The sequence below is a fragment of the Streptomyces sp. NPDC005752 genome (assembly GCF_040630715.1).
Classification (GTDB): domain Bacteria; phylum Actinomycetota; class Actinomycetes; order Streptomycetales; family Streptomycetaceae; genus Streptomyces.
The window spans coordinates 16998-43598 of sequence record NZ_JBEXYB010000002.1 but is presented as its reverse complement, the minus strand read 5'-3'; the positions used below and the strand labels follow the sequence as shown (position 1 = coordinate 43598).

23 protein-coding genes are annotated in these 26601 nt (G+C 69.0%); 13 read left to right on the top strand and 10 right to left on the bottom strand.

The features are described from left to right. Positions 1-3: 3 nt before the first annotated feature. Positions 4-1041 carry a LacI family DNA-binding transcriptional regulator gene (locus tag ABZ441_RS01875; protein ID WP_358966898.1) on the bottom strand — a complete coding sequence of 346 codons (1038 nt, stop codon included), beginning with the start codon at positions 1039-1041 and terminating at the stop codon, positions 4-6. Between the two features lie 360 nt (positions 1042-1401). Between ABZ441_RS01875 and ABZ441_RS01870 the strand changes: the two genes are divergently transcribed. The 5 genes from ABZ441_RS01870 to ABZ441_RS01850 all read left to right on the top strand — a co-directional run bounded on the left by ABZ441_RS01870 (position 1402) and on the right by ABZ441_RS01850 (position 7416). Next, a complete protein-coding gene (locus ABZ441_RS01870) occupies positions 1402-2673 on the top strand; it encodes an extracellular solute-binding protein (RefSeq protein ID WP_358966895.1) in 1272 nt (423 codons plus the stop codon). Between the two features lie 21 nt (positions 2674-2694). Then, positions 2695-3711: a sugar ABC transporter permease gene (locus ABZ441_RS01865; protein WP_358966892.1), complete on the top strand. Its 1017-nt coding sequence runs from the start codon at positions 2695-2697 to the stop codon at positions 3709-3711. Next, on the top strand, positions 3708-4598 hold the full coding sequence (locus tag ABZ441_RS01860; protein WP_358966889.1) for a carbohydrate ABC transporter permease: 891 nt from the start codon (positions 3708-3710) through the stop codon (positions 4596-4598). The genes ABZ441_RS01865 and ABZ441_RS01860 overlap by 4 nt, the downstream gene beginning before the upstream one ends. A gap of 101 nt (positions 4599-4699) precedes the next feature. Then, positions 4700-6373: a glycoside hydrolase family 13 protein gene (locus ABZ441_RS01855; protein WP_358966886.1), complete on the top strand. Its 1674-nt coding sequence runs from the start codon at positions 4700-4702 to the stop codon at positions 6371-6373. After that, positions 6358-7416, top strand: coding sequence for a LacI family DNA-binding transcriptional regulator (locus ABZ441_RS01850; RefSeq protein WP_358966883.1), 1059 nt, complete (start codon positions 6358-6360; stop codon positions 7414-7416). The genes ABZ441_RS01855 and ABZ441_RS01850 overlap by 16 nt, the downstream gene beginning before the upstream one ends. Positions 7417-7563: 147 nt before the next feature. Here the strand turns inward: ABZ441_RS01850 and ABZ441_RS01845 are convergent, their stop codons facing one another. Both ABZ441_RS01845 and tnpA read right to left on the bottom strand, forming a co-directional pair. After that, positions 7564-7878 (bottom strand): hypothetical protein, encoded by a 315-nt coding sequence (locus tag ABZ441_RS01845; protein WP_358966880.1) that lies wholly within the window; start codon positions 7876-7878, stop codon positions 7564-7566. A 75-nt stretch (positions 7879-7953) separates the two neighbouring features. Continuing rightward, complete coding sequence (tnpA, locus tag ABZ441_RS01840) at positions 7954-8382, bottom strand: IS200/IS605 family transposase (protein ID WP_358966877.1); 429 nt, start codon at positions 8380-8382, stop codon at positions 7954-7956. Positions 8383-8428: 46 nt separating this feature from the next. On the opposite strand from tnpA, the gene ABZ441_RS01835 reads away from it, so the two are divergent. Further along, positions 8429-9646 carry a transposase gene (locus ABZ441_RS01835; RefSeq protein ID WP_358966874.1) on the top strand — a complete coding sequence of 406 codons (1218 nt, stop codon included), beginning with the start codon at positions 8429-8431 and terminating at the stop codon, positions 9644-9646. A gap of 107 nt (positions 9647-9753) precedes the next feature. On the opposite strand, the gene ABZ441_RS01830 is transcribed toward ABZ441_RS01835, so the two are convergent. The 4 genes from ABZ441_RS01830 to ABZ441_RS01815 form a co-directional block, all read right to left on the bottom strand. Beyond that, positions 9754-11031 (bottom strand): MFS transporter, encoded by a 1278-nt coding sequence (locus ABZ441_RS01830; RefSeq protein ID WP_358966872.1) that lies wholly within the window; start codon positions 11029-11031, stop codon positions 9754-9756. Between the two features lie 164 nt (positions 11032-11195). Further along, entirely contained in the window at positions 11196-11579 is a 384-nt protein-coding gene (locus tag ABZ441_RS01825; RefSeq protein WP_358966869.1) for a hypothetical protein, read from the bottom strand. Between the two features lie 137 nt (positions 11580-11716). Beyond that, positions 11717-11926, bottom strand: a complete 210-nt coding sequence (locus ABZ441_RS01820) for a DUF397 domain-containing protein (protein WP_358966866.1) — start codon at positions 11924-11926, stop codon at positions 11717-11719. Beyond that, positions 11923-12801, bottom strand: a complete 879-nt coding sequence (locus tag ABZ441_RS01815) for a helix-turn-helix transcriptional regulator (RefSeq protein ID WP_358966864.1) — start codon at positions 12799-12801, stop codon at positions 11923-11925. The genes ABZ441_RS01820 and ABZ441_RS01815 overlap by 4 nt, the downstream gene beginning before the upstream one ends. A gap of 164 nt (positions 12802-12965) precedes the next feature. Here ABZ441_RS01815 and ABZ441_RS01810 point away from each other — a divergent pair, with 164 nt between their 5' ends. The 4 genes from ABZ441_RS01810 to ABZ441_RS01795 all read left to right on the top strand — a co-directional run bounded on the left by ABZ441_RS01810 (position 12966) and on the right by ABZ441_RS01795 (position 15849). After that, on the top strand, positions 12966-13403 hold the full coding sequence (locus tag ABZ441_RS01810; protein WP_358966862.1) for an ATP-binding protein: 438 nt from the start codon (positions 12966-12968) through the stop codon (positions 13401-13403). 281 nt (positions 13404-13684) lie between these two features. After that, entirely contained in the window at positions 13685-14590 is a 906-nt protein-coding gene (locus tag ABZ441_RS01805; protein WP_358966859.1) for a helix-turn-helix domain-containing protein, read from the top strand. Positions 14591-14606: 16 nt separating this feature from the next. Further along, entirely contained in the window at positions 14607-15506 is a 900-nt protein-coding gene (locus ABZ441_RS01800; RefSeq protein ID WP_358966856.1) for a hypothetical protein, read from the top strand. A 73-nt stretch (positions 15507-15579) separates the two neighbouring features. Then, entirely contained in the window at positions 15580-15849 is a 270-nt protein-coding gene (locus ABZ441_RS01795; protein WP_358966853.1) for a hypothetical protein, read from the top strand. A gap of 3 nt (positions 15850-15852) precedes the next feature. Here the strand turns inward: ABZ441_RS01795 and ABZ441_RS01790 are convergent, their stop codons facing one another. Together ABZ441_RS01790 and ABZ441_RS01785 are read right to left on the bottom strand one after the other, a co-directional pair. Beyond that, entirely contained in the window at positions 15853-16626 is a 774-nt protein-coding gene (locus ABZ441_RS01790; RefSeq protein WP_358966850.1) for an alpha/beta hydrolase, read from the bottom strand. A gap of 97 nt (positions 16627-16723) precedes the next feature. Further along, positions 16724-17536 carry a hypothetical protein gene (locus tag ABZ441_RS01785; protein WP_358967521.1) on the bottom strand — a complete coding sequence of 271 codons (813 nt, stop codon included), beginning with the start codon at positions 17534-17536 and terminating at the stop codon, positions 16724-16726. 660 nt (positions 17537-18196) lie between these two features. On the opposite strand from ABZ441_RS01785, the gene ABZ441_RS01780 reads away from it, so the two are divergent. From ABZ441_RS01780 to ABZ441_RS01770, 3 genes are all read left to right on the top strand, one after another. Beyond that, complete coding sequence (locus tag ABZ441_RS01780; RefSeq protein ID WP_358966848.1) at positions 18197-19921, top strand: carbohydrate-binding module family 20 domain-containing protein; 1725 nt, start codon at positions 18197-18199, stop codon at positions 19919-19921. A 96-nt stretch (positions 19922-20017) separates the two neighbouring features. Next, positions 20018-25324, top strand: a complete 5307-nt coding sequence (gene pulA / locus ABZ441_RS01775; RefSeq protein WP_358966845.1) for a pullulanase-type alpha-1,6-glucosidase — start codon at positions 20018-20020, stop codon at positions 25322-25324. Between the two features lie 167 nt (positions 25325-25491). Next, the gene (locus ABZ441_RS01770; RefSeq protein ID WP_358966842.1) at positions 25492-25842 is read left to right on the top strand and encodes an isomerase; all 351 of its coding nucleotides are present in this window, start codon (positions 25492-25494) and stop codon (positions 25840-25842) included. Here ABZ441_RS01770 and ABZ441_RS01765 read toward each other — a convergent pair. Then, a complete protein-coding gene (locus ABZ441_RS01765) occupies positions 25827-26561 on the bottom strand; it encodes a TetR/AcrR family transcriptional regulator (RefSeq protein WP_358966839.1) in 735 nt (244 codons plus the stop codon). The genes ABZ441_RS01770 and ABZ441_RS01765 overlap by 16 nt on opposite strands. Between the last annotated feature and the right edge of the window lie 40 nt (positions 26562-26601).

Below are 26601 nucleotides of genomic sequence, written 5' to 3'. Positions count from 1 at the left end.
AATTTACCGAGGGCCCCGAGCCGCCGGGGAGGGGCCCGAGGCGGTTGAACCGCGTACGACCAGCTCGGGCATGAACACGAACTCGCTGTGCGGAGCGGGCGTGCCGCCGATCTCCTCCAGCAGCGTGCGTACGGCGGCCTGGCCCATCGCCGTCACCGGCTGCCGGATCGTGGTCAGCGGCGGATCGGTGAACGCTATGAGGGGCGAGTCGTCGTAGCCCACCACCGAGAGGTCGCGCGGCACCTCCATCGACAGCCTGCGGGCCGCCCGGATCGCGCCGAGCGCCATCATGTCGCTCGCGCACACCACCGCGGTGCAGCCGCGTTCCATCAGTGCCGAGGCGGCCGCCTGGCCGCCCTCCAGCGTGTACAGGGAGTGCTGGACCAGTTCCTCCACCGCGTCGGCGGTGAGGTCCAGCTGTTCCCGCATGGTGGCGTGGAATCCCTCTATCTTGCGGAGCACCGGGACGAAACGCTTGGGACCGACCGCCAGTCCGATGCGCTGATGTCCCAGTGCCACCAGGTGTGTCACCGCGAGCCGCATCGCCGCCCGGTCGTCGGGGGAGATGAACGGGGCCTGCACCTTGGGGGAGAAGCCGTTGACCAGGACGAACGGAACACCCTGGGCACGCAGTTGCTCGTAGCGCTGCATGTCGGCGGAGGTGTCGGCGTGCAGCCCCGAGACGAAGATGATCCCCGAGACCCCGCGGTCGACGAGCATCTCGGTCAGCTCGTCCTCGGTGGAGCCGCCGGGCGTCTGTGTCGCCAGCACGGGCGTGTAGCCCTGGCGGGTGAGCGCCTGGCCGATGACCTGGGCCAGCGCGGGGAAGATCGGGTTCTCCAGCTCGGGCGTGATCAGGCCGACGAGGCCCGCACTGCGCCGGCGCAGCCGGACGGGGCGTTCGTAGCCGAGGACGTCGAGCGCCGCGAGGACGGATTCGCGGGTGGCCGCTGCAACACCGGGCTTGCCGTTCAGTACACGGCTGACCGTAGCTTCGCTGACCCCCGCCTGAGTTGCGATATCGGCAAGCCGTGCGGTCATGGCACTGGACTGTACCGGGCGCGTACCGGATTGCCCACCATGTACGGGATCCGGACGGTCCGCCCCTGCGGGCACCGGCCGGGGGCTGCCGCGTAGCAACATCTTGCAAGACTTTGCGGACCCTGTAGGGCCGGTGCGGTCCGATCGTCGTACCGCCGCTACGGCGGCCCTGGCCAGGTATGGGCAGGGTGTGCGAGCTTCCGTCAAGAGGCTTGACGGCAACCTTGAGGACACGCCAATGTAACGATCAGCAGCGCTTGCAGAAATCTTCCGCAAGGTCTTTCGGTCGTCTTTCATCCTTGTTACGTTCACGTCGACCCGGCGCCGCGACGGAGCGGTACGGCAGTTGAAGGAGTTCAGATGCGACGTGGCATAACGGCCACCGCCCTGGTCGCGACCCTGGCGCTCGCGGCGACCGCTTGCGGAAGCGACGACGAGTCCGGCGGCAGCAAGAGCTCGGGCGAGCTCTCCGGCACGGTGACCTGGTGGGACACCTCGAACGTCGGCAGCGAGGACAAGGTCTTCAAGAAGATCGCCGAGGGCTTCGAGAAGAAGCACCCCAAGGTCGACGTCAAGTACGTCAACGTCCCGTTCGGTGAGGCGCAGAACAAGTTCAAGAACGCGGCCCAGGCCGGTTCCGGCGCCCCCGACGTCATCCGCTCCGAGGTCGCCTGGACCCCCGAGTTCGCGAGCCTCGGCTACCTGGCCCCGCTGGACGGCACCACGGCGCTCAAGGACCAGGACGACTTCCTCAAGCAGGCCGCCGCGTCGACCAAGTACGAGGGCAAGACCTTCGCCGTCCCGCAGGTGATCGACTCCATGGGCATCTTCTACAACAAGAAGATGTTCAAGGACGCCGGCGTCGAGCCGCCCGCGAAGATCGCCGACCTCAAGACCATCGCCAAGAAGATCAAGGACAAGACCGGCAAGACCGGTCTCTACCTGCGCGGCGACGACTCCTACTACTTCCTCTCCTTCCTCTACGGCGAGGGCGGCGACCTGGTCGACGCCGACTCGAAGAAGGTCACCGTGGACAGCGCCGAGGGCGTCAAGGCCTTCGGCGTCGTGAAGGACCTCGTCGACTCCGGGGCGGCCAGGACCGACGCCACGGACGGCTGGGAGAACATGATGCAGTCGTTCAAGAACGGCGACGTCGCGATGATGATCAACGGCCCCTGGGCCGTGGCCGACACCCTCACCGGCAAGCAGTTCACCGACAAGGCGAACCTGGGCATCTCCACGGTGCCGGCCGGCTCCGCCGGGCAGGGCGCCCCGCAGGGCGGCCACAACCTCGGCGTCTACGCGGGCTCCAAGAACATCGACGCCTCCTACGCCTTCGTCGAGTACATGACGTCGGTCGAGTCCCAGGCACAGACCGCCGGTGAGCTGAACCTGCTGCCGACCCGCACCTCCGCGTACTCCAAGAAGGAGGCCGTGGACAGCGAGATCGTCCAGTTCTTCAAGCCCGTCGTCGAGACCTCGGTCGAGCGGCCCTGGATCCCGGAGACCGGCAGCCTCTTCGCCCCGCTGAACGTCGAGTACACCAAGGTCCTCACCGGCCAGACCACGCCGGAGAAGGCGGCCAAGTCGACCGGCGACTCCTACCGCAAGCTCCTCGAGGGCTGGAAGTAACCCAGGAAGGCAGGCCGACTGATGGCTGTCCACACCAGCCAGTCGGTGGCGAAGGCCGCGGGCGACGACGTCGCCCGCGGCCGGAGCCGCGGTACTGGTAACCCCCCGCCGCCGAGCAGGTTGCGGCGCGCCCTGTCGGTCCACTGGTACGCCTGGACCATGGTCGCCCCGGTCGTGCTCGTGATCGGCGTGATCATCGGCTACCCGCTGGTCCGCGGGATCTGGCTCTCGCTGACCGATGCCGACGAGCGCAACGTCGCCCGGTCCATCGGCGTCAACGAGATGCCCGCCACCTACGAGTTCGTGGGTCTGGACAACTACGCCGACGCCCTGACCGGCAACCAGTTCCTCGGGACGCTGGGCTGGACGCTGGTGTGGACGGTCTCCTGTGTGACCATCACCTTCTGCCTGGGCATGGCCCTCGCCAACATCCTCAACCGCAGGATCGTCGGCCGCTCCGCCTACCGCATGGCGCTGATCCTGCCCTGGGCGATCCCCGGCTTCGTCTCGGTCTTCGCCTGGCGCTTCCTCTACAACGAGAACAACGGCCTGCTCAACAAGATCCTCGGCGGCGCCGGCATCGACGGCATACCCTGGCTGAACGACCCCACCTGGGCCAAGTTCTCCGTCATCGCCGTGAACGTCTGGCTCGGTGTGCCCTTCATGATGGTCGCCCTGCTCGGCGGACTGCAGTCGATCCCCTCGGAGCAGTACGAGGCCGCGGAGATGGACGGCGCCACCGCCTGGCAGCGCTTCCGCCACGTCACGCTCCCCGGACTGCGCCCGGTGTCCACCACGGTGGTCCTGCTCTCCACCATCTGGACCTTCAACATGTTCCCGGTGATCTTCCTGCTGACCCGCGGCGGACCTGGTGAGGCCACCCAGATCCTGGTCACCCAGGCGTACAAATTCTCCTTCGAGATCAGCCCGCGCGACTTCGCGCAGTCCTCCACCTGGGGCGTCCTGATCCTCGTACTCCTGATGCTCTTCGCCATGGTGTACCGGCGAGTGCTCCGCACGCAGGGAGACAACTGGTGACCACTGTCACGGCGACCCCCGTCGCCACCCCCGCCAAGCACGGCGCCCGCAAGGTCCGCAAGCGCGGCGACCGCTCGCCGGCCGCGTCCCTGGCCCTGCACCTCACCCTGATCATCACGTCGGTGATCGCGGTCTTCCCGGTGCTGTGGGTCCTGCTGACCTCGCTGAAGCCCGCGAAGTTCGCGTCGACCACGGACTTCTTCAAAGAGACGACGTTCGAGAACTACACGAACCTGATCAGGGACACCGAGTTCCTGAGCTGGTTCGGCAACTCCGTGATCGTCGCGGGACTCTCGACCGTCATCGGCGTCTTCGTCTCCGCCACCACCGGCTACGCCGTCAGCCGCTTCCGCTTCCCCGGCAAGCGCGGGCTGATGTGGACGCTGCTGGTCACCCAGATGTTCCCGGTGGCCGTCCTCATCGTGCCGATCTACAACATCATGTCGACGATGGGCCTGCTCAACCAGCCGGCCGGGCTCGTCATCACCTACCTCACCATCTCGGTGCCCTTCTGCGCCTGGATGATGAAAGGCTTCTTCGACACGATCCCGCGTGAGATCGACGAGTCGGGACAGGTCGACGGACTCACCCCGTTCGGCACGTTCTGGCGGCTGATCCTGCCGCTCGCCAAGCCCGGCCTCGCCGTCACCGCCTTCTACTCCTTCATCACCGCCTGGGGCGAAGTCGCCTACGCCTCCGCCTTCATGGTGGGTGACGAGAACCTCACGCTGGCCGGCGGGCTGCAGAAGTTCGTCAACCAGTACGGAGCCCAGTGGGGCCCGATGACCGCGGCGTCCGTGCTCATCGCGATCCCCGCGGCACTGGTCTTCCTCTTCGCGCAGAAGCACCTGGTCACCGGCATGTCCGCCGGAGCCGTCAAGGGCTGACGCACAGTCCCGCTCGACCGCACCACCGCGCCCGTCACGGCGGCGCCGGCCCCCCGACCCGGTCCCGGCGCCGCTCCCCACCCAGACACCCCAGGGACGACATGACCCAGCACCTCGCTGCCCCCTCCACCGGCACGTCCGACGACGCCCCGGGCCACCGCACCGGCTGGTGGCAGGACGCGGTGATCTACCAGGTGTACCCACGCAGTTTCGCCGACGGCAACGGCGACGGCATGGGGGACCTCGCGGGTGTCACCGCGCGGCTCCCGTACCTGAGGGACCTCGGTGTGGACGCCGTGTGGCTCAGCCCCTTCTACGCCTCGCCGCAGGCCGACGCGGGCTACGACGTCGCCGACTACCGGGCGATCGACCCGATGTTCGGCACGCTCCACGACGCCGACGCGCTGATCCGTGAGGCCCACGGTCTGGATCTGCGCATCATCGTCGACCTGGTGCCCAACCACTCCTCCGACCAGCACGAGTGGTTCAAGCGCGCCCTCGCCGAGGGCCCCGGATCGGCCCTGCGTGAGCGCTACCACTTCCGCCCCGGCAAGGGCTCCGACGGCGAACTCCCGCCCAACGACTGGGAGTCCATCTTCGGAGGCCCCGCCTGGACCCGGACCACGAACCCGGACGGCACCCCCGGCGAGTGGTACCTGCACCTCTTCGCGCCCGAGCAGCCCGACTTCAACTGGGAACACCCGGCCGTCGCCGACGAGTTCCGTTCCATCCTGCGCTTCTGGCTCGACATGGGCGTCGACGGCTTCCGCGTCGACGTCGCCCACGGCCTCGTCAAGGCGGAGGGACTGCCCGACCTCGGCTCGCACGACCAGCTGAAACTGCTGGGCAACGACGTCATGCCGTTCTTCGACCAGGACGGTGTGCACGAGATCTACCGCAGCTGGCGCACCGTCCTCGACGAGTACTCCGGCGACCGAGTCCTCGTCGCCGAGGCATGGACCCCGACCGTCGAGCGGACCGCCAACTACGTGCGTCCCGACGAGATGCACCAGGCCTTCAACTTCCAGTACCTGTCGACCGCCTGGGACGCCGCCGAGCTGCGCACCGTCATCGACTCGTCGCTCGACGCGATGCGCCCGGTGGGCGCGCCCACCACCTGGGTGCTCTCCAACCACGACGTCACCCGGCACGCCACCCGCTTCGGCAACCCGCCGGGCCTGGGCACCCAGATCCGTACCCCCGGAGACCGCGAGCTCGGTCTGCGCCGGGCACGCGCGGCCACCCTGCTGATGCTGGCACTGCCCGGCTCCGCCTACGTCTACCAGGGCGAGGAGCTCGGCCTCCCGGACGTCACCGACCTGCCCGACGAGGCCCGCCAGGACCCGTCCTTCTTCCGCGCCGAGGGCCAGGACGGCTTCCGCGACGGCTGCCGGGTGCCGATCCCGTGGACCCGCGAGGGCAGTTCGTACGGCTTCGGCGGCGGCAGCTGGCTGCCGCAGCCCGACACCTGGGGCGAGCTCTCCGTCGAGGCGCAGGCCGGTGCGGAGGGCTCGACCCTGGAGCTGTACCGCGCCGCGATCGCCGCCCGCCGCGAGCACCCGGGTCTCGGCGCCGGCACGGACGTCGAGTGGCTGGACGCCCCCGAGGGCGTGCTCGCGCTCGGCCGCCCCGGCTTCGTCTGCACCGTCAACACGACGGGCGCGCCGGTGCGGATCGCCGCCCCCGGCACGCTGCTGCTCGCCAACGGCCCGGTCGCCGTCGACGGCGACACGGCCGAGCTGCCCGCCGACACCACGGTGTGGTGGACGGTGTGACCGTCCCCGCACCCAGGACCGGACCGGCGCTGCGGCTCTCCGACATCGCCGGTCAGGCCGCGGTCAGCGAGGCCACCGTCAGCCGGGTGCTCAACGGGAAGCCGGGCGTCGCGGACACCACGCGCCAGCGGGTGCTCGCGGCGCTCGACATCCTCGGCTACGAACGCCCCGTGCGGCTGCGGCAGCGCAGCGCCGGACTGATCGGACTGGTGACACCCGAACTCGTCAACCCGATCTTCCCGGCGTTCGCGCAGTCCGTGGAACAGGTGCTCGCGGGGCACGGCTACACGCCGGTGCTCTGCACGCAGCTCCCCGGTGGCGCCACCGAGGACGAGCTGGTCGAACAGCTCGTCGAGCGTGGCGTCGGCGGCATCGTGTTCCTGTCCGGGCTGCACGCCGACACCTCGGCCGACCCGGCGCGCTACGCCGCGCTCACCGAACGCGGCGTGCCGTTCGTACTGATCAACGGCTACAACGAGCGCATCAGTGCCCCGTTCGTCTCGCCCGACGACCAGGCCGCCGTACGCATGGCCGTCAGCCACCTCGCCGAGCTCGGGCACCGGCGGATCGGTCTGGCGATCGGGCCGCAGCGCTACGTGCCCTCCCGGCGCAAGCGCGACGGCTTCGTCGACGCGGCCGTCTCGCTGCTCGACATGGACCGGGACGAGGCCGAACTCCTCGTCTGCTCCACGCTGTTCAGCGTCGAGGGCGGGCAGGTCGCGGCCGGCGCCCTGCTCGACCAGGGCTGCACCGGCATCGTCTGCGGCAGCGACCTGATGGCGCTCGGCGTGGTGCGGGCGGCCCGGGGGAGGGGCTTCGACGTGCCGCGTGACGTCTCCGTCGTCGGCTTCGACGACTCGCAGCTGATCGCCTTCACCGACCCGCCGCTCACGACGGTGCGCCAGCCGGTACAGGCGATGGCCTCGGCCGCGGTGGGGGCCCTGCTGGAGGAGATCGGCGGGAGCCCCGTACAGCGCACGGAGTACGTGTTCCAGCCGGAACTGGTGGTGCGGGGGTCCACGGCGGCGGTGCGGGGCGCCTGAGGCGGCGCGGGAACACGAGGAGGGGGCCGGGTCCGGAGGGGGGACCCGGCCCCCTTTCGCGTACCGGCCAGGAAGTCCTCCCCGCACGAGCACTTCGAGCTGCTCCTCACGGGTATCGCGGGCAGCCTGGTGCCCACGCGTTCGACGTCAACGTGGTCCCCCGTCCCGCTGTACAGGTCCCGCTCGCAGGGCTTTCACGATCCAGGGGTGCACCGGGACCAGGTTCGGCACCACCTGCCAGCCGTTGACGATCCACACCAGCTGCCAGTACCGGTCCACCTTGGGATCGTGCGCCTCTTCGAGCTGCTGGGCCAGCCAGTCCCGGAACTCCGCGTCGGGGGTGCGCGCGAACGCCTCGGCGAAGCGGCGCACCAGGTCGTCGATGACGGGTGTGGCCGCGTGGCTGAGCGGGTTGACGCCCGCGTCCATGGCCTCCGTCACCGTCCGACGGGTGAACTCCATCCCTTGATCTTGCGTGGGTATCCCCTGCTTTAGCTGGGGAGGGAGACGCATCTCAGGGTTGCTCTGACCCGCAGGTCACAGCGGACGTTTTTGCTGCTCGATGTATTGGCGGACGATCTCCAACGGTGCTCCGCCGCACGAAGAAGCGAAGTACGAGCGGGACCAGACCACCGATCCCGTACCGGTCCGGTTGATGCGGCCGGTGTACTCGGTGCGCAGGTACCGGGAGCTGACGCCCTTGAGACTGTTGATCAGCTTCGAGAGTGCGACCTTCGGCGGGTAGTGCACCAGCAGATGCACGTGATCAGCCTCGCCGTTGAACTGCCTCAGCTCGGTCTCGAAGCCCTCGCACACCTCCCGCATGATCTCTTCGCAGCGCTTCAGCATCTCGTCGTCGAAGATCCCGCGCCGGTACTTGGTGATGAACACCAGGTGCGCGTGAAGGTTGGAGGCGACGTGACGGCCCGTACGAATATTGGGATTTGGTTCCCAGCGTGGTGACATACACCAAGCGTAGTATGGTGATCGAACCGAAAAGGGGGCGGGCCGGGTGATCCGTGCGTACAAGTTCCTCATGCGGCCCACCGCCCGTCAGGACCAGGCCCTCTCCGAGATGCTCCGCGATCACTGCGGCCTCTACAACGGAGCGTTGCAGGAACGCTGCGACGCCTACCGGCATCCCTCGAAGACGAGCGTCAAGTACGGGATGCAGTCCGCACAGCTCAAGGACATCCGGGCATTCGACCCCGAGCGACACGGCCGATGGTCGTTCTCCTCGCAGCAGGCCACGCTTCGCCGTCTCGACAGGGCGTTCACCGCGTTCTTCCGGCGCATCAAGTCTGGTGAGACGCCCGGATATCCGCGTTTTCGCGGAGTGAGCTGGTTCGATACGGTGGACTTTCCCAAGGACGGCGACGGCTGCCGCTGGGATTCCACCCCGCACGGCCCCGTCACCCGCGTCCGCTTCCAGGGTGTCGGACATATCAGGGTCAACCAGCACCGTGCCGTGGTCGGCAAGGTCAAGACCGTCTCGGTCAAGCGCGAGGGCCGTAAGTGGTTTGTCGTCCTGACCGCAGAGCAGGACCAGCCCGAACCGCTGCCCCCGGCCGGCGGGTCCGTGGTCGGCATCGACATGGGAATCGCGAACTTTCTCGCCGACTCCCATGGCGAGTTCGTGCCCAACCCGCGCCACGGCCGCAGGGCCGCAGCGAAGCTCGAAGCCGCACAGCGCGCCCTGGCCCGCTTCCCCCGGGTCCGCCGCGACAAGCGCACCGCCAACCACCGCCGCGCCGTCGAGAAGGTTGCCGGGCTGCACGGGAAGGTACGGCGTCAGCGTCTCGACCACGCACACAAGACCGCGCTCGACCTCGTGCGCGAACACGACTTCATCGCGCACGAAGACCTCAAGATCCGCAACATGGTCAAGTCCGTTGAGCCGAAGCCTGACCCCGAGAACGTGGGCGTCTTCCTGCCCAACGGGGCAGCCGCGAAGACCGGCTTGAACCGCTCGATCTCCGACGCCGGGTGGGGGGTGTTCCTGACGATCCTCACCAGCAAGGCTGAAAGCGCCGGTAGGGAGGTGATCGCGGTGGACCCCCGCAACACCTCTAGGCAGTGCCCCGAATGCGGGCACACCGCCAAGGAGAACCGGCCCACACAGGACAAGTTCCACTGCGTCTCGTGCGGCCACAGCGCGCACGCCGACACAGTCGGAGCTGTCAACGTTCTACGGGCCGGGCTGGTCCGTCGCGACGCCAACCCGGCATAGCGAGAAGCCCCCTCATCCATGAGGGGGAGGAGTCACGGACCCCACTCTGCTGTCTCCACTCACTGGAGACTCAAGGCATTTCCTCGGCCGGGACCTCCGAGACCGGCTCAGCGGGGTTCGTGGGCGGCCTCCGTCCGTTCGGCGCCCGGCTCGTCGACACGCAACGGTCCTTCCGGCGCGAGGACCGCTCCGTGTGTCCGGGCGCCGCTACCGAGGAGGCAGCCGACCGCAGCGGCGGCTGCCGAGGCTCCTGCCACGACCAGCAGGGCGCGGTGGTCCACGAGGGCGAGCAGGCCCGCCCCCGCAGCCAGGGCAACGGCGTTGGGGGCGAAGAGGAGGGTGTTGGCGGTTGCCGCCACTCTGCCGAGGAGGTTGCCCGGGGTCTCGCGCTGAACGGCGGTCATGGCCGCGATCAGCACACAGGGCAGCCCCGCGCCGATCATCGCACTGGCCAGCAGGACCACGGGCACCGAGGGGATGACGCGCAGGGCGACACCCAGCGCGAACAGCATGATTCCAGCCGCGGCGAAGACCCGCTCGGGCATCCGCCGCAGCAGAGCACCGGCGAACAGCCCGATGACTACGGAGCCGACGCCCTGCACGGCGTAGAGGACCCCGGCGAAGGCCGGCGGACGGTGGAGACCCGCGTCGACCACGGCATACACCGACGCCCCGTTCAGCCCGGCCACGCCCATGGTCCCGGCCCCGGCCAGCACCAGGCGCCACAGGACCGGTTGATGTCGCAGGTAACGGATTCCCCCGGCGGCCTGGGCGCTCCACCGCTGGGCCTTCTCCGGGCGGGGCGCAGGTTCGGATACGCGTATGAGGGTGAAGGCCAAGGCGGCAAGCATGAAGGTGACGGCGTCCAGCAGGGCCACCGCACGGCCGCCGAACTGTACGAAGAGAAGCGCGCCCAGAAGCGGCGCGACCAGTTTCATCCCCTCGTTGGCCGTCATCCGCAGCCCGTTGAAGTCACCGCGCAGGGTTTCCGGAACTGCGGCCGCCACCAATGCGGCCTCCGCAGCGTCCAGCAGCACCGAACTGGTGCCGTACACCGTCAGCACGGCGAACAGGACCCAGATCTGATCGCTGGAGTGGACGGCGAGAAGCGGCAGCAGTACCACGGCCATGCCCAGATTGGTCCAGATCAGCAACGGCCGCCGACGCGTGCGGTCGGCCAGCGTGCCGATCAGCGGACCGAGCAGGACGGGCGCCCATACGCAGAAGGTCGTCAGTGCGGCCAGACTGTCCGACCCGGTGAGTGACTTGGCCCAGACGCCGGCTGCGAGGGCCATGGCGGAACTGCCGAAGCCCGAGACCACCACACCACTCAGGTAGAACACCACATTGCGGTCGCGCAGGACGCGCCCGCCGCCCCAGCCCATCCCCGAGCCCCTTCGGTCGCCACGGTGACCCAGGCCCCCCGCCCGGCGTACGGAGAGCATTGTGCCCGCAGTGCCCGTGTGTGAGACAGGCCGCGCGCGTGGCGATGAGGCCGGGTCCGCAGGGGGTGGTCGAGAGCCGGTCGCCTTGGACGAGGCGAGTGCGATCAGCCTCGTTGACGACGCCGTGCACGGGCGGCGGCAACCGCCATGGCCACAGTGGTGCCGGCGGCTGTCCAGAACACCAGCTTGGCGTCCGGCCCGTTGACCGGCCGCACGTCCCCGTCAGCGTGGCGGCAGAAGGAATCGGGCGGGAAATACTGCGAGACGGGAGTGCTGCGCGTGCCGTAGCAGGGCGACGTTTCGGGAAACAGGTAGGGCTGCGCGCGCTGCGACAGGAACCCGCTGACGACCACTGTCAGCCACCCGGCCAGCAAGAACACGGTCAGTATCCAGCTGGGGACTTTTGCTCGCCGTCCCAGCAGCCAGACCAGGGTGGTCGGCAGGATGAAAACGACAAACGCGGCGAGTAACAAGATCCAGGCATGCATGATCCTATGACCATACTGATCAAAGGCCCGCCGGGCAGAACCTTGCCGCCATGTACCTGCGAGCTTGACGGTCTGGATCAAGGGCCCTGGTCGGAGCGCCCGTTACGCGTAGCTGCCTACGCCCCTCACTCGAGGTGTCAGCTCTCGGAGGCGTACGCCACGAAGGCTTCCCATGCCGCCGGGGTGAACCCGAGGCGCGGTCCGGGTGCGTCCTTGGAGTCGCGGACGTGCACGGTGCGGGGGGTGGTCGCGAGCTCTACGCAGTCCGCTTCGCTGCTGTTGCTGCTGTAGCTGCTCTTGAACCACTTCAGTCTGTCGACGCCCCCGGCGGGCAGCTCGCTGATCATGTCTCTCCCAGAAGTTGCTCGATGAAGGCCAGCGACTCCCGAGGGGTGAGAGCCTGGGCCCGGATCATTCCATACCGCAGTTCAAGGATTCGAAGCTGTTTCGGGTCGGATACCGGCCGTCCGTTGAACGCACCCTCCGAGCGTCCCAGCGCTGTTCCGTCCTTGAATTTCAGCACCTGCGTCTCTCCCTGCATTCCGGCGTGTTCCTCGCGGGAAATCGGCATGACCTGGATGGAGACGTGCCGCAACTGACCGACCAGCAGCAGGCGTTCGAGCTGCCGACGCAGCACCATTGTGCCTCCGAGTGGACGCCTCAACGTTGCTTCCTCCTGTACGAAGCTAATCGCGGGGGACGGGGATCGCTCGAAGATCGACTGTCTGGCCATGCGTGCAACCACTGCCTGCTCGACCTCATCCGGCTCATAGGCGGGCAGTCGCATTTCGAAGAGTGCCCGTGCATAGTCGGCGGTCTGTAGCAGCCCGTGCAGGTTGTGATCTCCATACGCCGAGAGTTCGACTGCTCGTGCTTCCAGTCTGGCCAGGTCCCGGACCTTTTTCGGGTACCGCGCCTCGGCCAACTCCCGCTTCATCAGCGCGAGCTTGCCGCCTGCCCCGAGCACTTCGTCCGCCCTGTCCAGGAACTCAGGGCGAGGGATACGACGGCCGCCCTCCACCTTGAAGACGAGATCCTCCCCGTACCCGATCGCGGCCCCGAACTCACCGGCCCGCATGCCCGCCGACTCCCGCCATGCCTTGATCTGACGGCCCACGGAGGCGACCAGTGCCGAGCCCGACTCGTCCTCGGGATCGACCTCCCAACCGGGCTCGTCCGCTCCGGCGTTACCGCAGTCCGTCCCGGCCTCATCCACGCTCATTCGTGCCCCACTTCCGACGTGCCTGCCGTTCTTGCATCAACCTCTGTAATCCCCGGGCAGTCACCCAGGACAGCCGGGACAGCACTGGACAAGGACGGGACAATCACCGTACGTAACCGGCTTTCCCCTCTTCACGGTAAGCAAAAAAGGCCACGCTGAGTGACGTGACCCAAGAAATCACCCGAACCGAACATTCCGTTCCGACCCGGCAGTTCACCGTGCTGCTCTCTCCCACCCGCCGGGGCGCCCGGCTCGCTCGCCTGCTCACCACGGCGCATCTGACCCACTGGGGACTCCCCATGGAGTCGGCCGCGCACATCGTCGCCGAGCTGGCCACCAACGCCACCGTTCACGGCCGTGTAGCAGGCCGGGACTTCCGGCTGCGCCTCGCAGTCCTCCGCGATGCGCTCCTCCGTATCGAAGTGACCGACGCCCGGGGCGACCGGCTGCCTCCCGCGCCCGGAACCCTCGATCTGCCCGGCGGTGAAGCCGAGTCGGGGCGCGGCCTGCTGATCGTCGGGGCGCTCGCGGACCGCTGGGGCATCGACGTCGGGCCCGCCCCGCGCAAGACGGTCTGGGCTGAGGTCGACCTCGCACCGTGACCGTCGCCACCGGGTCGCGGGGACCCACGACCCGGTGAGCCGCGACGCGGCTGCCCACGATGTCTAAAGCTTTTAAGAACGTGGGGAAATCACCCCTCCCCACCCAACCCGCCGTAGTTCATGCTTCGTCACTCACTCGGGTGACAAAGAGCAACTGAACTGGATTTGGCACATGTTGTCGGGCATATGCTCGCCTCGACCACCACAGACATGAGACGGCCCCCGCCGGGACTGACATCCCGAGCGAGGGCCTGACCACCGAGGAAGTTCGGAGCTTCCTGATGGGTACCCAGCAGATTAGCGCGCCTCCGGGCGCTCAGCCCGCCGGATCGGGCGTCATCCACGTCAATGTCCGGCACACTGCAGGCTTCACCGTCATCGGCAACCACCTCGCCCAGCGCCGCGGCCTCTCCCTCGTCGCGATCGGCCTGGCCGTGCACATCCAGTCGCTGCCGGCCGGAGCGAGGATCGGCATCAAGCGCCTCGCCGAACGCTTCCCGGAGAGCGAGACCCGGATTGCCGCCGCCCTGAGGGAGTTGGAGGCGGCCGGTTACCTGCACCGCAGCCGCGTACGCCTCGGTGACGGGCGGATCGTGACGCGCACGGTCTCGTACAACCAGCCGGGCGCGGACGCCCTCGCCGCCAGGGCCCCTCGGCCTCGGTCCGCGCGCAGTACGGCCGAGCCCGCCCCGGTGATCTCGCCGCCCGCCCCACCCCCACCACAGCCCGCCGCCGTCCTCGTCCCGCCCCCTACCGCCCGCACAGCAGCACCCGTACCGCTCCCGCAGCCGCAGGCGTGCACCCCTGAGCTCCAGCGCACTGCCGCCGCACTCCTCTCCGACCTGCGACGTCACGCGCCCCGACTGGTGCTGTCCGAGACCGACATCCGCGTACTCGTCCCGGGCGTCGTCACCTGGCTCGAGCGCGATGCCCACCCCGACACCGTCCGGCACGCCCTCACCGCCGACCTCCCCGTGCCGCTCAACCACCCCGCCAAGCTCCTGCGGCACCGCATCACCGCCCTTCTGCCACCGCCGCTCCCCGGTGCCCAGGACCTCGTACCGCCCACACGCCCCGGCGCGATCGTGATCCCGCTCCAGAACTGCGACCACTGCGACCGCGCCTTCCGCTCGCGGCACCCCGGCCACTGCCGGGACTGCCGCACCGACCTGTCCACAGCCGCCTAATCCCGAACGGAAACCCATGGTCAGCGCACCGCACGAAGCGATGCACCGCATCTTTCAAAAAGAGCCGGGCCTGTTCTCCAGGCTTCCCGAAGTCCTCGGGCTCGAACTCCCGCCCCTCGCGTCGGCAGCGCCACTGACCGTCGACCTCACCGAGAACGAGCCGCTCGAACGACGTGTCGACACCCTCCTGCGCATCGAGACGCAGCACGACGGGCCCTTCCTCCTCATCGTCGAAGCCCAGGGCAAGAAGGACCCCGGCAAAACAGCCAGCTGGCCCTACTACGTCACCTACCTCAACAACAAGTACCGGCTCCCCGTGCTGCTCCTCGTGATCTGCCAGGATCACGCGACCGCCGCGTGGGCGGCCCGGCCCCTCACGATCGGCCTGCCCCAATGGCCGACCGTCACCACTCGCCCCCTGGTGGCGGGCCCCCACAACATGCCCGTCATCACGAACGTGGCCGAAGCCCGGAAGGACCTCGCGCTCGCCACACTCTCCGCGATTACACACGCAGACAATCCGGACGTCGATGCCATACTGAAGACGATGTCGGTCGCCCTGCGCGACACACCGGAATCGATCGCCGAACCCTTCGTCGAACTCATCGCACAAGGCCTGGGCAACCGCCCCGCCGCACAACAGTGGAGGAACCTGGTGGCCGTGGATCTCTCCTTCTACACCTCGCCGCTCTCCGAAGAAATCCGGGATGAGGGCCGCGTCGAGGGCCGCGTCGAGAGTCGCGCCGAGGACGTCCTGCTCATCCTCGGCGCACGTGGCATCGAGATCACCGACGCCACCCGCGACAAGGTCACCACCTGCGATGACCCGGAGCGCCTCCGTCGATGGCTGTTGCGCGCAGCGATCGTCACCACCTCTGACGAGATCTTCGGCGAGGCGACTTCCGCCGATCGATGACGTCGTTCCGATGCCGGTTGCCCTTCGCGGGCTGCCGGCATCGGTTCCGCTCGGACAACGATGGAGGAACCTGGTGGCTGATCTTTCCTTCTACATCTCGCCACTCTCCGAGGAGATCCGGGAGGAGGGCCGCGCCCAGGGCCGCGCCCAGGGCCGCGCCCAAGCTCGCGGCGAGAGCATCCTGATCCTCCTCGGTGCACGTGGCATCGACATCACCGACGCCACTCGCGAGAAGCTCACCACCTGCACCGACTCGGAACTGGCCCGCACGTGGCTGATCCGTGCGGTTCATGCCACCACCGCCGAAGAGATCTTCGGCGCGGAGGAACCAACAGGCCGCTGACCCTCAGCCGTCCGCCGAGAGCGCCGCAGCGGTCTCCCTTGCGAACGCGTCCGGCTGGTCCAGCATGATGTTGTGCCCGCAGTCCGGGACCGGGACCACGCGCACACCGGCTCCGGTGAGCGCGTCGGTCCCGGCGGGTGGGCCGTCGGGCTGCGGGTACAGGAACGTTCGCGGAATGCCCAGCTCCACCAGCAGCTCACGCATCATGGGAGTGGTCCCCCGGGTGAGGTGTACGGCGCTGCGGTGGAGGGCCTCCAGGCCGGTCAGGCGCATCGTGGACCACCAGTGCGGGCCCGCCAGGTCGCGGATGTCCTGCCAGCCGCCCGCCAGGAAGTCGGGTTCGGAGAGGGCGGCGATCCCGCTGCTCCCCGGGGCGCCGGGTACCGGCGTCAAAGGGTCGAGATTCGCGTCCACCAGAACGAGGCGTGACACCAGGCGCGGGTGACGGGACGCCAGGACCACGGCGACCGAACCACCCATGCTGTGCGCGACCAACTCCGCGCCCGTGACGCCCGCGTACGTCAGGGCGGCGGCCAGCGTGTCGGCGTGTGATTCGAGGCTGTAGTCGAAGTCGGCCGGCCGGTCGCTGATGCCGTGCCCCAGCAGGTCGACGAGCAGCGACCTGCGGCCGGTGAGCAGCGGGTGGGCGGCCGACTGTGCGAAGTAGGCGGGAGAGGTCGCGCCGAGGCCGTGCACATAGACACGGGCCGGCTCCTGTCCGGGCAGCTCCACCCAGCGGATCCTGTCCCCTCCGGGCGTCACGGCGGCGTCGCGCACTCTTCACTCCTCGGCTCGTCACTGACCGGCAAGAGCGTAGCCGCCCCCCGGGGCCCCTCCGACGCCGTGCGCCACTTCACCGCAGGGCACGGCCCCCTCAGCCCTGACCGTCGCCCTCTTCGAAGAGCCGTACCGTGCTGAGGATCTCGCGGATCGTGGCGTCGGACACCTCGTCGGACACCCCGTGCGCCCCGACATAGGTCCACGACACGAACTTGCCCTCCGCGTTCTTGAAGGCGAACGTCACCGCCTTGCCGTCGGTGCCGCACTTGCCCTTCGCCGGCGCTCCGTCGGACGTGACGGTCACGAGGCTGCCCTCGACACCCGACTTCGTCCGGTACGACTCGGCCTCACCGATCTCCAGGTGTGTGCTGTCGGGCTGGGTGTAGCCGCCGTAGACCCACTTCTTCGCCGTGTCCTCGGCAGCCTCGGCGGCGCTCCGCGCGCCCTTTTCCCCGGTGGTGCCCGTCGACGCGAGCGGGGTGTCGTCCTCGGCACCGTCCTTGTCGTCGTCGGACGTGCACCACTTCTCCTTGAGGACCGCCGGGGCCATCATCGCGACCAGCGGCTTCTCCTCCGGGTCGCTGTCCTCCGCGACGTAGCTGACCCAGTCCGCGGACTGCCGCGCCCAGGTGGCCGGTACATCGAAGGTGATGCCGCGCTTGGCGTTGACCACTGTGTTCCAGCCGGGGACGAGAGGACCGGAACCGCCTTCGGTCGAACGCCTGTCCTTGTCCCCGGTGCTCGCCGAGTCCGTCGCCCCCGGCTTCGCGTCGGCCGCGTCGTCCCCGTTACCGCGGAGCACCAGGAAGCCGGTCACTCCGCACGCCACGACGACGGCCGTGGCAGCGGCCACGGCGGCGACAGCGGTCCGGTTCCGGCGGCGACGGGGCGGTTCGGGCGCGCCCATGCCGACCGTAGGTGCGTAGTGCAGGCCCGGGGCAGGCTGCGTGGAATCCGGACGGGGGTATCCGTCCTGCGGGTTCGGCTGTCCGGAGGGCGACTGCTGTCCTGGCCACATAGGTGGTGAGTGTAATGCCCGGTCAGGCCCGCACCGGAGGCGCGTTTCCTGTTGGTCCGGCATGGCTCGAGGGGAGGTGCCGCCGACGGAATCGCGCCTGCGCCAGGTGAGTTGGGGAAAGGCGCGCAGGACGACCCCTCGGCATGGGCGGCACGCGCGGGAGAGGCCCGGAAGTCGGCCCGGGATGGGCCGGCGGGGAAGCGACGTCCGGGCCTCTCCGTGGCGTGACCGGCCCGGCCGGACGGGCGCGTGGGATCCGGCGGACCGGACCCCCGGCCGGCCGGGCCGGAGTCGGGATGAACTTAACAGCACCGCAATATTTTGCGTAAGGCCTTGCAGGAAGAAATCTCCGGGATTTCGAGGATGTGAGCGGGACGTGATCGCGTGATGTCCGGGGGGTTGACCAGGGCAGGTCAGACTCGTACGGTCTGCCGCACACAGGGTTTTGCATCCTTGCTGCAAGAACCTTCACAAGCCTTGAGGGCACGGCGCGTTGCCATGGAGGCTGCTCCGCCATCCCCGCACTTCCCCCACCGCAGGAGGAACGTCATGGCACGCAGGCCCTTGTCCGGCGCGCTCGCCCTCACCATGAGCGCCGCCGTGCTCGCCATCCCCGCCGGGCTCGGCACCGCCGGCGCGGCCCAGGCCGCACCGCCCGGCGAGAAGGACGTCACCGCGGTGATGTTCGAGTGGAAGTTCGCCTCGGTCGCCAAGGCATGCACCGACAGCCTCGGGCCGGCCGGTTACGGCTACGTCCAGGTCTCGCCGCCCCAGGAACACATCCAGGGCGGCCAGTGGTGGACCTCGTACCAGCCCGTCAGCTACAAGATCGCCGGCCGTCTCGGCGACCGAACGGCCTTCGCGAGCATGGTGAACACGTGTCACACCGCAGGCGTCAAGGTCATAGCCGACTCCGTGATCAACCACATGTCGGCCGGTTCGGGCACCGGCACGGGCGGCTCGTCGTACTCCAAGTACAACTACCCGGGCATCTATTCGGTCAACGACATGAACGACTGCCAGTCGCAGATCAGCAACTACGGCGACCGGGTCAACGTCCAGAACTGCGAGCTGGTCGGGCTCGCCGACCTGGACACCGGCGAGGACTACGTACGCGGCAAGATCGCCGGCTACCTCAACGACCTGCTCTCCCTAGGTGTCGACGGCTTCCGCATCGACGCGGCCAAGCACATGCCGGCCGCCGACCTCACGAACATCAAGTCCCGGCTCAGCAAGCCCGGCGTGTACTGGAAGCACGAGGCCATCCACGGGGCCGGAGAGGCCGTCTCCCCCTCGGAGTACCTCGGCAGCGGCGACGTCCAGGAGTTCCGCTACGGCCGCGGTCTCAAGCAGGTCTTCAACAACGAGAACCTCGCCTACCTCAAGAACTTCGGTGAGGGCTGGGGCTTCATGGAGTCGGGCAAGTCGGCGGTCTTCGTCGACAACCACGACACCGAGCGCGGCGGCGACACCCTGAACTACAAGGACGGCGCCAACTACACGCTGGCGAGCGTCTTCATGCTGGCCTACCCCTACGGCTCCCCGGACGTCCACTCCGGCTACGAGTGGACCGACAAGGACGCCGGCCCGCCCAACGGCGGTCAGGTGAACGCCTGCTACAGCGACGGCTGGAAGTGCCAGCACGCCTGGCGCGAGATCTCCTCCATGGTCGGCTTCCGTAACGCCGCCCGCGGCCAGGCCGTCTCGAACTGGTGGGACAACGGCGGCGACCAGATCGCCTTCGGCCGTGGCTCCAAGGCGTACGTCGCCATCAACCACGAGGGCTCCTCGCTGACCCGGACCTTCCAGACGTCGCTGCCCTCCGGTGACTACTGCGACGTCCAGTCCGGCAAGGGCGTCACCGTCAACGGCTCCGGGCAGTTCACCGCCACCCTCGGTGCGAACACCGCCGTGGCCCTGCACGTCAACGCTCGTACCTGCACCGGCGGCGGAACCACCCCCGACCCGGGTACCGGTCAGTCCGGCGCCTCCTTCGGCGTCAACGCCACCACCCAGTCCGGCCAGAACATCTACGTCACCGGCAACCAGGCCGCCCTCGGCAACTGGGCCCCGGGCAGCGCGCTGAAGCTGGACCCGGCGACGTACCCCGTCTGGAAGCTCGACGTCGGCCTGCCCGCGGGCACGGTGTTCGAGTACAAGTACCTCCGCAAGGACGCCGCGGGCAACGTCACGTGGGAGGGCGGCGCCAACCGCACCGCCACCGTGCCGTCCTCCGGCAAGGCCGCGCTGACCGCCGACGTCTGGCGCAGCTGACCCCGTTCGTCGCGGGCCGGGGGCGCGAGGGTGTGCGTCCCCGGCCCGCACCCGCTCCACATCGCCAGAACCCCGAAAGCCGAGGAGTACCCGCCCGTGTCCCGAACCACCCTCCGGCGGGGAGCCGTAGCCGCACTGTGCGCGGCGCTTCTCCCCGTCGTGCCGGCGGCCTCCGCGTCCGCCGCGCCCAGACCTCCGTCCCCTCCCTCGGACGCGAAGCTCGCGAAGGAGCCGGCCAGGCACGACCTGACCCGCGAGCAGTTCTACTTCGTGCTGCCCGACCGCTTCGCCAACGGCGACACCTCCAACGACCGCGGCGGACTGACCGGTTCGCGGATGGAGACGGGCTTCGACCCCACGGACAAGGGTTTCTACCAGGGCGGCGACCTCAAGGGCCTCACCCAGCGGCTCGACTACATCAAGGGCCTCGGCACCACCGCGATCTGGCTCGCCCCGATCTTCAAGAACCGGCCGGTCCAGGGCACGGGGGACAACGCGTCGGCCGGCTACCACGGCTACTGGATCACCGACTTCACCCAGGTCGACCCGCACTTCGGGACCAACGCCGACCTGACGAAGCTGATCGACAAGGCCCACGGCAAGGGCATGAAGGTCTTCTTCGACGTCATCACCAACCACACCGCCGACACCGTCGACTACGCCGAGAAGAAGTACGGCTACAAGCCCAAGGGCGCCTTCCCGTACCTCGACGAGGACGGCCGGCCGTTCGACGACACCCGGGGCGTCGGCAAGGTGGACGCCGACTCCTTCCCGTACACCCCGGTGAACACGGGCAAGAAGGTCCCGGCCTGGCTCAACGACACCACGATGTACCACAACAGGGGCGATTCGACCTACGCGGGCGAGTCCACCGAGTACGGCGACTTCTCCGGGCTCGACGACCTGTGGACCGAGCGCCCCGAGGTCGTCTCCGGCATGGAGAAGATCTACGAGAAGTGGGTCCGCGACTTCGGCATCGACGGCTTCCGTATCGACACCGTCAAGCACGTCGACATGGACTTCTGGACCCAGTGGGCCACCGTCCTCGACGACTACGCGGCGAAGCGCGGCCGCGACGACTTCTTCATGTTCGGCGAGGTCTACTCCGCCGACACCGCGGTCACCTCCCCCTACGTGACGCGGGGCAGGCTCGACGCGACGCTCGACTTCCCCTTCCAGGAAGCCGCCCGGCAGTACGCATCCCAGGGCGCCCCCGCCTCGAAACTCGCCGCGGTCTACGGTGACGACTACCGGTACACCACCGACAAGGCCAACGCCTACGAGCAGGTGACCTTCCTCGGCAACCACGACATGGGCCGGTTCGGCACCTTCCTGAAGCAGGACAACCCGCAGGCCGGCGACGCCGAGCTCATGGACCGCGCCCGCCTCGCCAACGAGCTGATGTTCCTCGGCCGCGGCAACCCGGTGATCTACTACGGCGACGAGCAGGGCTACACGGGAGCGGGCGGCGACAAGGACTCCCGCCAGACGCTCTTCGCGTCGAAGACCGCCGACTACCTCGACGACGACCAGCTGGGCACCGACCGCACGCACGCCTCCGACGCGTACGACACCGCCCACCCGCTCTACCGCTCCATAGCGGCCCTGTCGAAGCTCACCCGGGAGCACCCGGCCCTGCGCGACGGAACCCAGACCGAGCGCTACTCAAAGGACTCCGTCTACGCCGTCTCGCGTACGGACACCAAGCGCCCGTACGAATACGTCGTCGCCTCGAACAACTTCTCCGAGGCGAGGACCGTCGAGCTGCCCACCGCGTCGGCCGCCATGAACTTCCGGACTCTGTACGGCGGTTCCGGCACCGTGCGAAGTGGAGCGGACAAGACGGTCAAGGTCACGGTGCCCGCCCTCTCCAGCATCGTGCTCCGCGCCGACAAGCCGCTCGGTGCCCCCGCAGCCAATCCCTCGGTCACCGTTCAGGCCCCGGCCGCAGGAGCCACCGGCACCGTCGAGATCAGCGCCGACGTGGACGGCGGGGACCTGAACCGCGTCGTGTTCGCCGCGCAGACAGGCAACGGGAAGTGGGTCACCCTCGGCTCCGCCGACCACGCCCCGTACAAGGTCACCCAGCACCTCGACGAGTCGGTGAAGGCCGGTACCGCGCTGCGCTACAAGGCCGTCGTCGTCGACCGCGCAGGGCGGACCGCGAGCGCCCTGGCCTCCACCACCGCGGGCCAGGCCCCGCCCACCCCTAAGCCCGTCGCCGTCGAACGCGACCACGCCGTCGTCCACTACAAGCGTGCGGACGGCGACTACGAGGGCTGGCAGCTGAAGTCCGGTGACAGGAGCGTCGACTTCGTCGGCCGTGACGCCTACGGCGCCTTCGCCTGGATCGACCTCGACGAGGGCGCGTCCTCGGTCCCGTACACGGTCGAGAAGAACGGCACGGCCGACGGTCCCGAGCGCACCGTCGACCTCGCGAGGACCGGACAGGTCTGGGTCGAGCAGGGCAAGGACGAGCAGGCCACCGAGGCTCCCGAGGCCCCGGCGCAGGACACCTCCAAGGCCGTCCTGCACTATCACCGCGCCGACGGCGACTACGACGGCTGGGGCCTGCACACCTGGACCGGTGCCGCCGCCCCGACGGACTGGGCGAAGCCCCTGCAGCCCGTGAGGACCGACGCCTACGGCGTCACCTACGAGGTCCCGCTCACCGACGGTGCCACCTCCCTCAGCTACATCCTCCACAAGGGCGACGAGAAGGACCTCCCGGGCGACCAGTCCCTCGACATCGCCTCGCACGGGCACGAGGTCTGGATGCTCGGCGGCGAGTCCGGCTACCTGCTGCCGCAGGCCGGCGGGGTGCCCACGCCCGACCTCACCAAGGCCGAGGCCCAGTGGATCGACGCGAACACCGTCGTCTGGAAGGTCAAGGCGACCGACGCCACCAGCCAGCAGCTCGTGTACGCGAAGAACGGCGGTATCTCCGTCGTGGACGGCGCGCTGTCCGACGAGGGGCAGTGGCTGCGGCTCGGCTCCACCGAGCTCACCGACGCGCAGAAGGCGAAGTACCCGCACCTCAAGGACTATCCCGCGTTCACCGTCGACACCCGCGACCGGGACCGCGTCCGTGAGTCCCTCCGCGGCCAGCTGATCGCCACCCAGCGCGCCGCCAACGGCGCCCTGCTCGCCGCCACCGGCGTACAGACCGCGGGTGCCCTGGACACGCTGTACGGGAAGGCCGCGAGCACCGCCGCCCTCGGGCCCGTCTTCCGTAAGGGCAGCCCGACGCTCTCCGTCTGGGCACCCACCGCCCGCGCCGTCTCGCTCGAACTCGACGGGAAGACCGTCCCGATGCGACGCGACGACCGCACCGGCGTCTGGTCGGTCACGGGAAAGAAGAGCTGGAACGGCAAGCCCTACCGCTACGCCGTCCAGGTCTGGGCGCCCACCGTCCAGAAGATGGTCACCAACAAGGTGACCGACCCCTACTCCACCGCGCTGACAGCCGACTCCGCCCGCAGCCTCGCCGTCGACCTCGAGGACCCGAAGCTCGCGCCCCGCGGCTGGTCCGCACTGAAGAAGCCCGCCGCCGTGCCGCTGCGGGACGCCCAGATCCAGGAGCTGCACGTCCGGGACTTCTCCGTCACGGACAGCACGTCGAAGCACCCCGGCGAGTACCTCGCCTTCACCGACACCCGCTCCGACGGGATGAAGCACCTCAAGGAGCTCGCGGACTCCGGCACCAGCTACGTGCACCTGCTGCCCGTCTTCGACATCGGGACCATCCCGGAGAAGAAGTCCGACCAGCAGAAGCCGGCCTGCGACCCGTCCGCACACGCCCCCGACTCCGAGGAGCAGCAGAGCTGCGTCACCGAAGCCGCCGCGAAGGACGGCTTCAACTGGGGCTACGACCCGCTGCACTACACCGTCCCCGAGGGCTCCTACGCCTCCGACCCCGACGGCACGAAGCGCACCACCGAGTTCCGGCAGATGGTCCAGGGACTCAACGGCGCCGGGCTGCGGACGGTCATGGACGTCGTCTACAACCACACCGTCGCCTCCGGCCAGGACGACAAGTCCGTCCTCGACAAGATCGTTCCCGGCTACTACCAGCGGCTCCTGGAGGACGGCACCGTCGCCACCTCGACCTGCTGCGCCAACACCGCGACCGAGAACACCATGATGGGCAAGCTCGTCGTGGACTCCGTCGTGACGTGGGCCAAGGAGTACAAGGTCGACGGCTTCCGCTTCGACCTCATGGGGCACCACCCCAAGGCCAACATCCTCGCGGTCCGCAAGGCCCTCGACGAGCTCACCGTCGCCGAGGACGGTGTCGACGGCAAGAAGATCATCCTGTACGGCGAGGGCTGGAACTTCGGCGAGATCGCCGACGACGCCCGCTTCGTCCAGGCCACCCAGAAGAACATGGCCGGCACCGGCATCGCCACGTTCTCGGACCGGGCCCGCGACGCCGTGCGCGGCGGCGGCCCCTTCGACGAGGACCCCGGCGTCCAGGGCTTCGCCTCCGGCCTCTACACCGACCCCAACACCTCCGCCGACAACGGCACCGAGGCCGAACAGAAGGCCCGGCTGCTCCACTACCAGGACCTGATCAAGGTCGGCCTCACCGGCAACCTCGCCGACTACACCTTCACCGACACCCAGGGCCGCACGCTCAAGGGATCGGCCGTCGACTACAACGGCGCCCCCGCCGGATACGCGGCGGTGCCCGGTGACGCGCTCGCCTACGCCGACGCCCACGACAACGAAACCCTCTACGACGCCCTCGCGTTCAAGCTCCCGGCGGACACCACGGCGGCCGACCGGGCCCGCATGCAGGTCCTGGCCATGGCGACCGCCGCGCTCTCCCAGGGACCGGCGCTCTCCCAGGCCGGCACCGACCTCCTGCGCTCCAAGTCGCTGGACCGCAACTCCTACGACAGCGGTGACTGGTTCAACGCGCTGCACTGGGACTGCCGCAAGGGCAACGGCTTCGGCCGGGGACTGCCGCCCGCCGCCGACAACAAGGACAAGTGGTCGTACGGGAAGCCGCTGCTGGCCTCCGCCGCGCTCAACCCCGGGTGCGCGCAGATCACCGGCGCGTCCGCCGCGTACCAGGACCTGCTCACGATCCGCACCACCGAGAAGGAATTCGGTCTCGCCACAGCCGGGCAGGTCCAGGACACCCTGTCCTTCCCGCTCTCCGGCAAGGAGGAGACGCCCGGAGTCATCACGATGCGCCTGGGCAAGCTGGTCGTCGTCATGAACGCCACCCCTGGCACGCAGACCCAGGACGTCCCCGGGCTGGCGGGCAAGGAGTACGCCCTCCACCCCGTCCAGACGGCAGGCGCGGACGGCACGGTCAAGAAGTCCTCGTACGAACGGAAGTCGGGCGGCTTCACCGTGCCGGGGCGCACGGTCGCCGTCTTCTCCCAGCGCTGACGCCCCGCCCCACCGGCCGGTCCCGGCTCCCTGCCCTCGGGCGGGAGGCGGGACCGGCCGCTTCGTGCTGCCTTGTGCGGGCGGCGCGATCACGCGAAGCTGAAGGCGTACACGTGCATGCACGCCGTACACGTATGCATACCCGTATCCGCACACAGGAGCGCTTGATGCCGCAGATCACCGTCGACTACTCCGCCGAGCTCGACGACAGCTTCGACCGCCGCGGCTTCGCGCTGGCCCTGCACCCCCTCGTCGCCGAGGCCGTGTCCACCAGGATCCCCGCCTGCAAGACCCGGTTCCGCCGTACCGAGGACTCCGTCGTCGGGGACGCCGCGGAGGGCGACTCCATCGTCAACGTCTCGATCGCGATGCTGCCCGGCCGGACCCCCGAGACCAAGGCGCTGCTGACGGAAGCGGTGCTGGAGCTGCTGGCCGGGCATCTGAAGCCGGTCGACGGCCTCACCGTCCACGCCTCGGCCGAGATCAGGGACCTCGACGCGTCCTACCGCAAGAACTGAGGCAGCCGCTGCGGCGGAACGGCCGGTGCGGCGGGCGCCAGCGCCGAGAGCCTGGCGAGCAGTTCGCCGAACGGGCCGTCCGCCGGCTCCTGCGCGAAGACCCGCATCATCACGCCTGCCACCTCCTGGTCGTAGGCCGCGCTCACCGACGCCAGCGCCGCGAAGTCGTGCACCAGCTGCAGCTCCAGCTCCGCACGCGGAACGCGCTTCCCGTCGAGCCAGAGCAGCGCCGTCGACTCGGCCAGCGACACCCAGGACCGCACCAGGAGTTCCAGCCGGGCGGAGGGCGACGGGATGCGGAGATGCGCGAGGATCTGCTCGTACGCCGCCTGCCGTACCCCGTCGACGAGGGCGCCGGCCGTGGACGCACCCCGTGCGGGACCGCCCCGCATCAGCGCGGCGAAGCCCTGACCGTGTTCCTCGACGAAGTCGAAGAACCGGTGCACGACCCGGATCAGCCGGGCGCCCAGAGGCCCTTCGTGCGCCTCCAGGAAGAGGCCGGACAGCTCGTCGGAGGCCCGCTTCAGCGCGGCTTCGTACAGACTGCGCTTCCCCGGGAAGTAGTGGTAGACGAGCGGACGGGAGATACCGGCGGCCGCCGCGATCTCGTCGATCGACACCTCGTCGGGCGAGCGGTGACCGAACAACTCCAGTGCCACGGCGATCAACTGGGCCCTGCGCTCATCGACACCCATCCGGCGCCGCACCCCGGTCGTCATGCCGGACAGCCTAACCGGGCCGGTCGGACGGCCCGGTTAC

Excerpts from the sequence above, each read along its gene's own strand:
- ABZ441_RS01875 (WP_358966898.1), bottom strand. The coding sequence starts at position 1,041 with ATGACCGCACGGCTTGCCGATATCGCAACTCAGGCGGGGGTCAGCGAA.
- ABZ441_RS01870 (WP_358966895.1), top strand. The coding sequence starts at position 1,402 with ATGCGACGTGGCATAACGGCCACCGCCCTGGTCGCGACCCTGGCGCTC.
- ABZ441_RS01865 (WP_358966892.1), top strand. The coding sequence starts at position 2,695 with ATGGCTGTCCACACCAGCCAGTCGGTGGCGAAGGCCGCGGGCGACGAC.
- ABZ441_RS01855 (WP_358966886.1), top strand. The coding sequence starts at position 4,700 with ATGACCCAGCACCTCGCTGCCCCCTCCACCGGCACGTCCGACGACGCC.
- ABZ441_RS01845 (WP_358966880.1), bottom strand. The coding sequence starts at position 7,878 with ATGGAGTTCACCCGTCGGACGGTGACGGAGGCCATGGACGCGGGCGTC.
- tnpA (WP_358966877.1), bottom strand. The coding sequence starts at position 8,382 with ATGTCACCACGCTGGGAACCAAATCCCAATATTCGTACGGGCCGTCAC.
- ABZ441_RS01830 (WP_358966872.1), bottom strand. The coding sequence starts at position 11,031 with ATGGGCTGGGGCGGCGGGCGCGTCCTGCGCGACCGCAATGTGGTGTTC.
- ABZ441_RS01825 (WP_358966869.1), bottom strand. The coding sequence starts at position 11,579 with ATGCATGCCTGGATCTTGTTACTCGCCGCGTTTGTCGTTTTCATCCTG.
- ABZ441_RS01820 (WP_358966866.1), bottom strand. The coding sequence starts at position 11,926 with ATGATCAGCGAGCTGCCCGCCGGGGGCGTCGACAGACTGAAGTGGTTC.
- ABZ441_RS01815 (WP_358966864.1), bottom strand. The coding sequence starts at position 12,801 with ATGAGCGTGGATGAGGCCGGGACGGACTGCGGTAACGCCGGAGCGGAC.
- ABZ441_RS01805 (WP_358966859.1), top strand. The coding sequence starts at position 13,685 with ATGGGTACCCAGCAGATTAGCGCGCCTCCGGGCGCTCAGCCCGCCGGA.
- ABZ441_RS01800 (WP_358966856.1), top strand. The coding sequence starts at position 14,607 with ATGGTCAGCGCACCGCACGAAGCGATGCACCGCATCTTTCAAAAAGAG.
- ABZ441_RS01785 (WP_358967521.1), bottom strand. The coding sequence starts at position 17,536 with ATGGGCGCGCCCGAACCGCCCCGTCGCCGCCGGAACCGGACCGCTGTC.
- ABZ441_RS01780 (WP_358966848.1), top strand. The coding sequence starts at position 18,197 with ATGGCACGCAGGCCCTTGTCCGGCGCGCTCGCCCTCACCATGAGCGCC.
- ABZ441_RS01770 (WP_358966842.1), top strand. The coding sequence starts at position 25,492 with ATGCCGCAGATCACCGTCGACTACTCCGCCGAGCTCGACGACAGCTTC.
- ABZ441_RS01765 (WP_358966839.1), bottom strand. The coding sequence starts at position 26,561 with ATGACGACCGGGGTGCGGCGCCGGATGGGTGTCGATGAGCGCAGGGCC.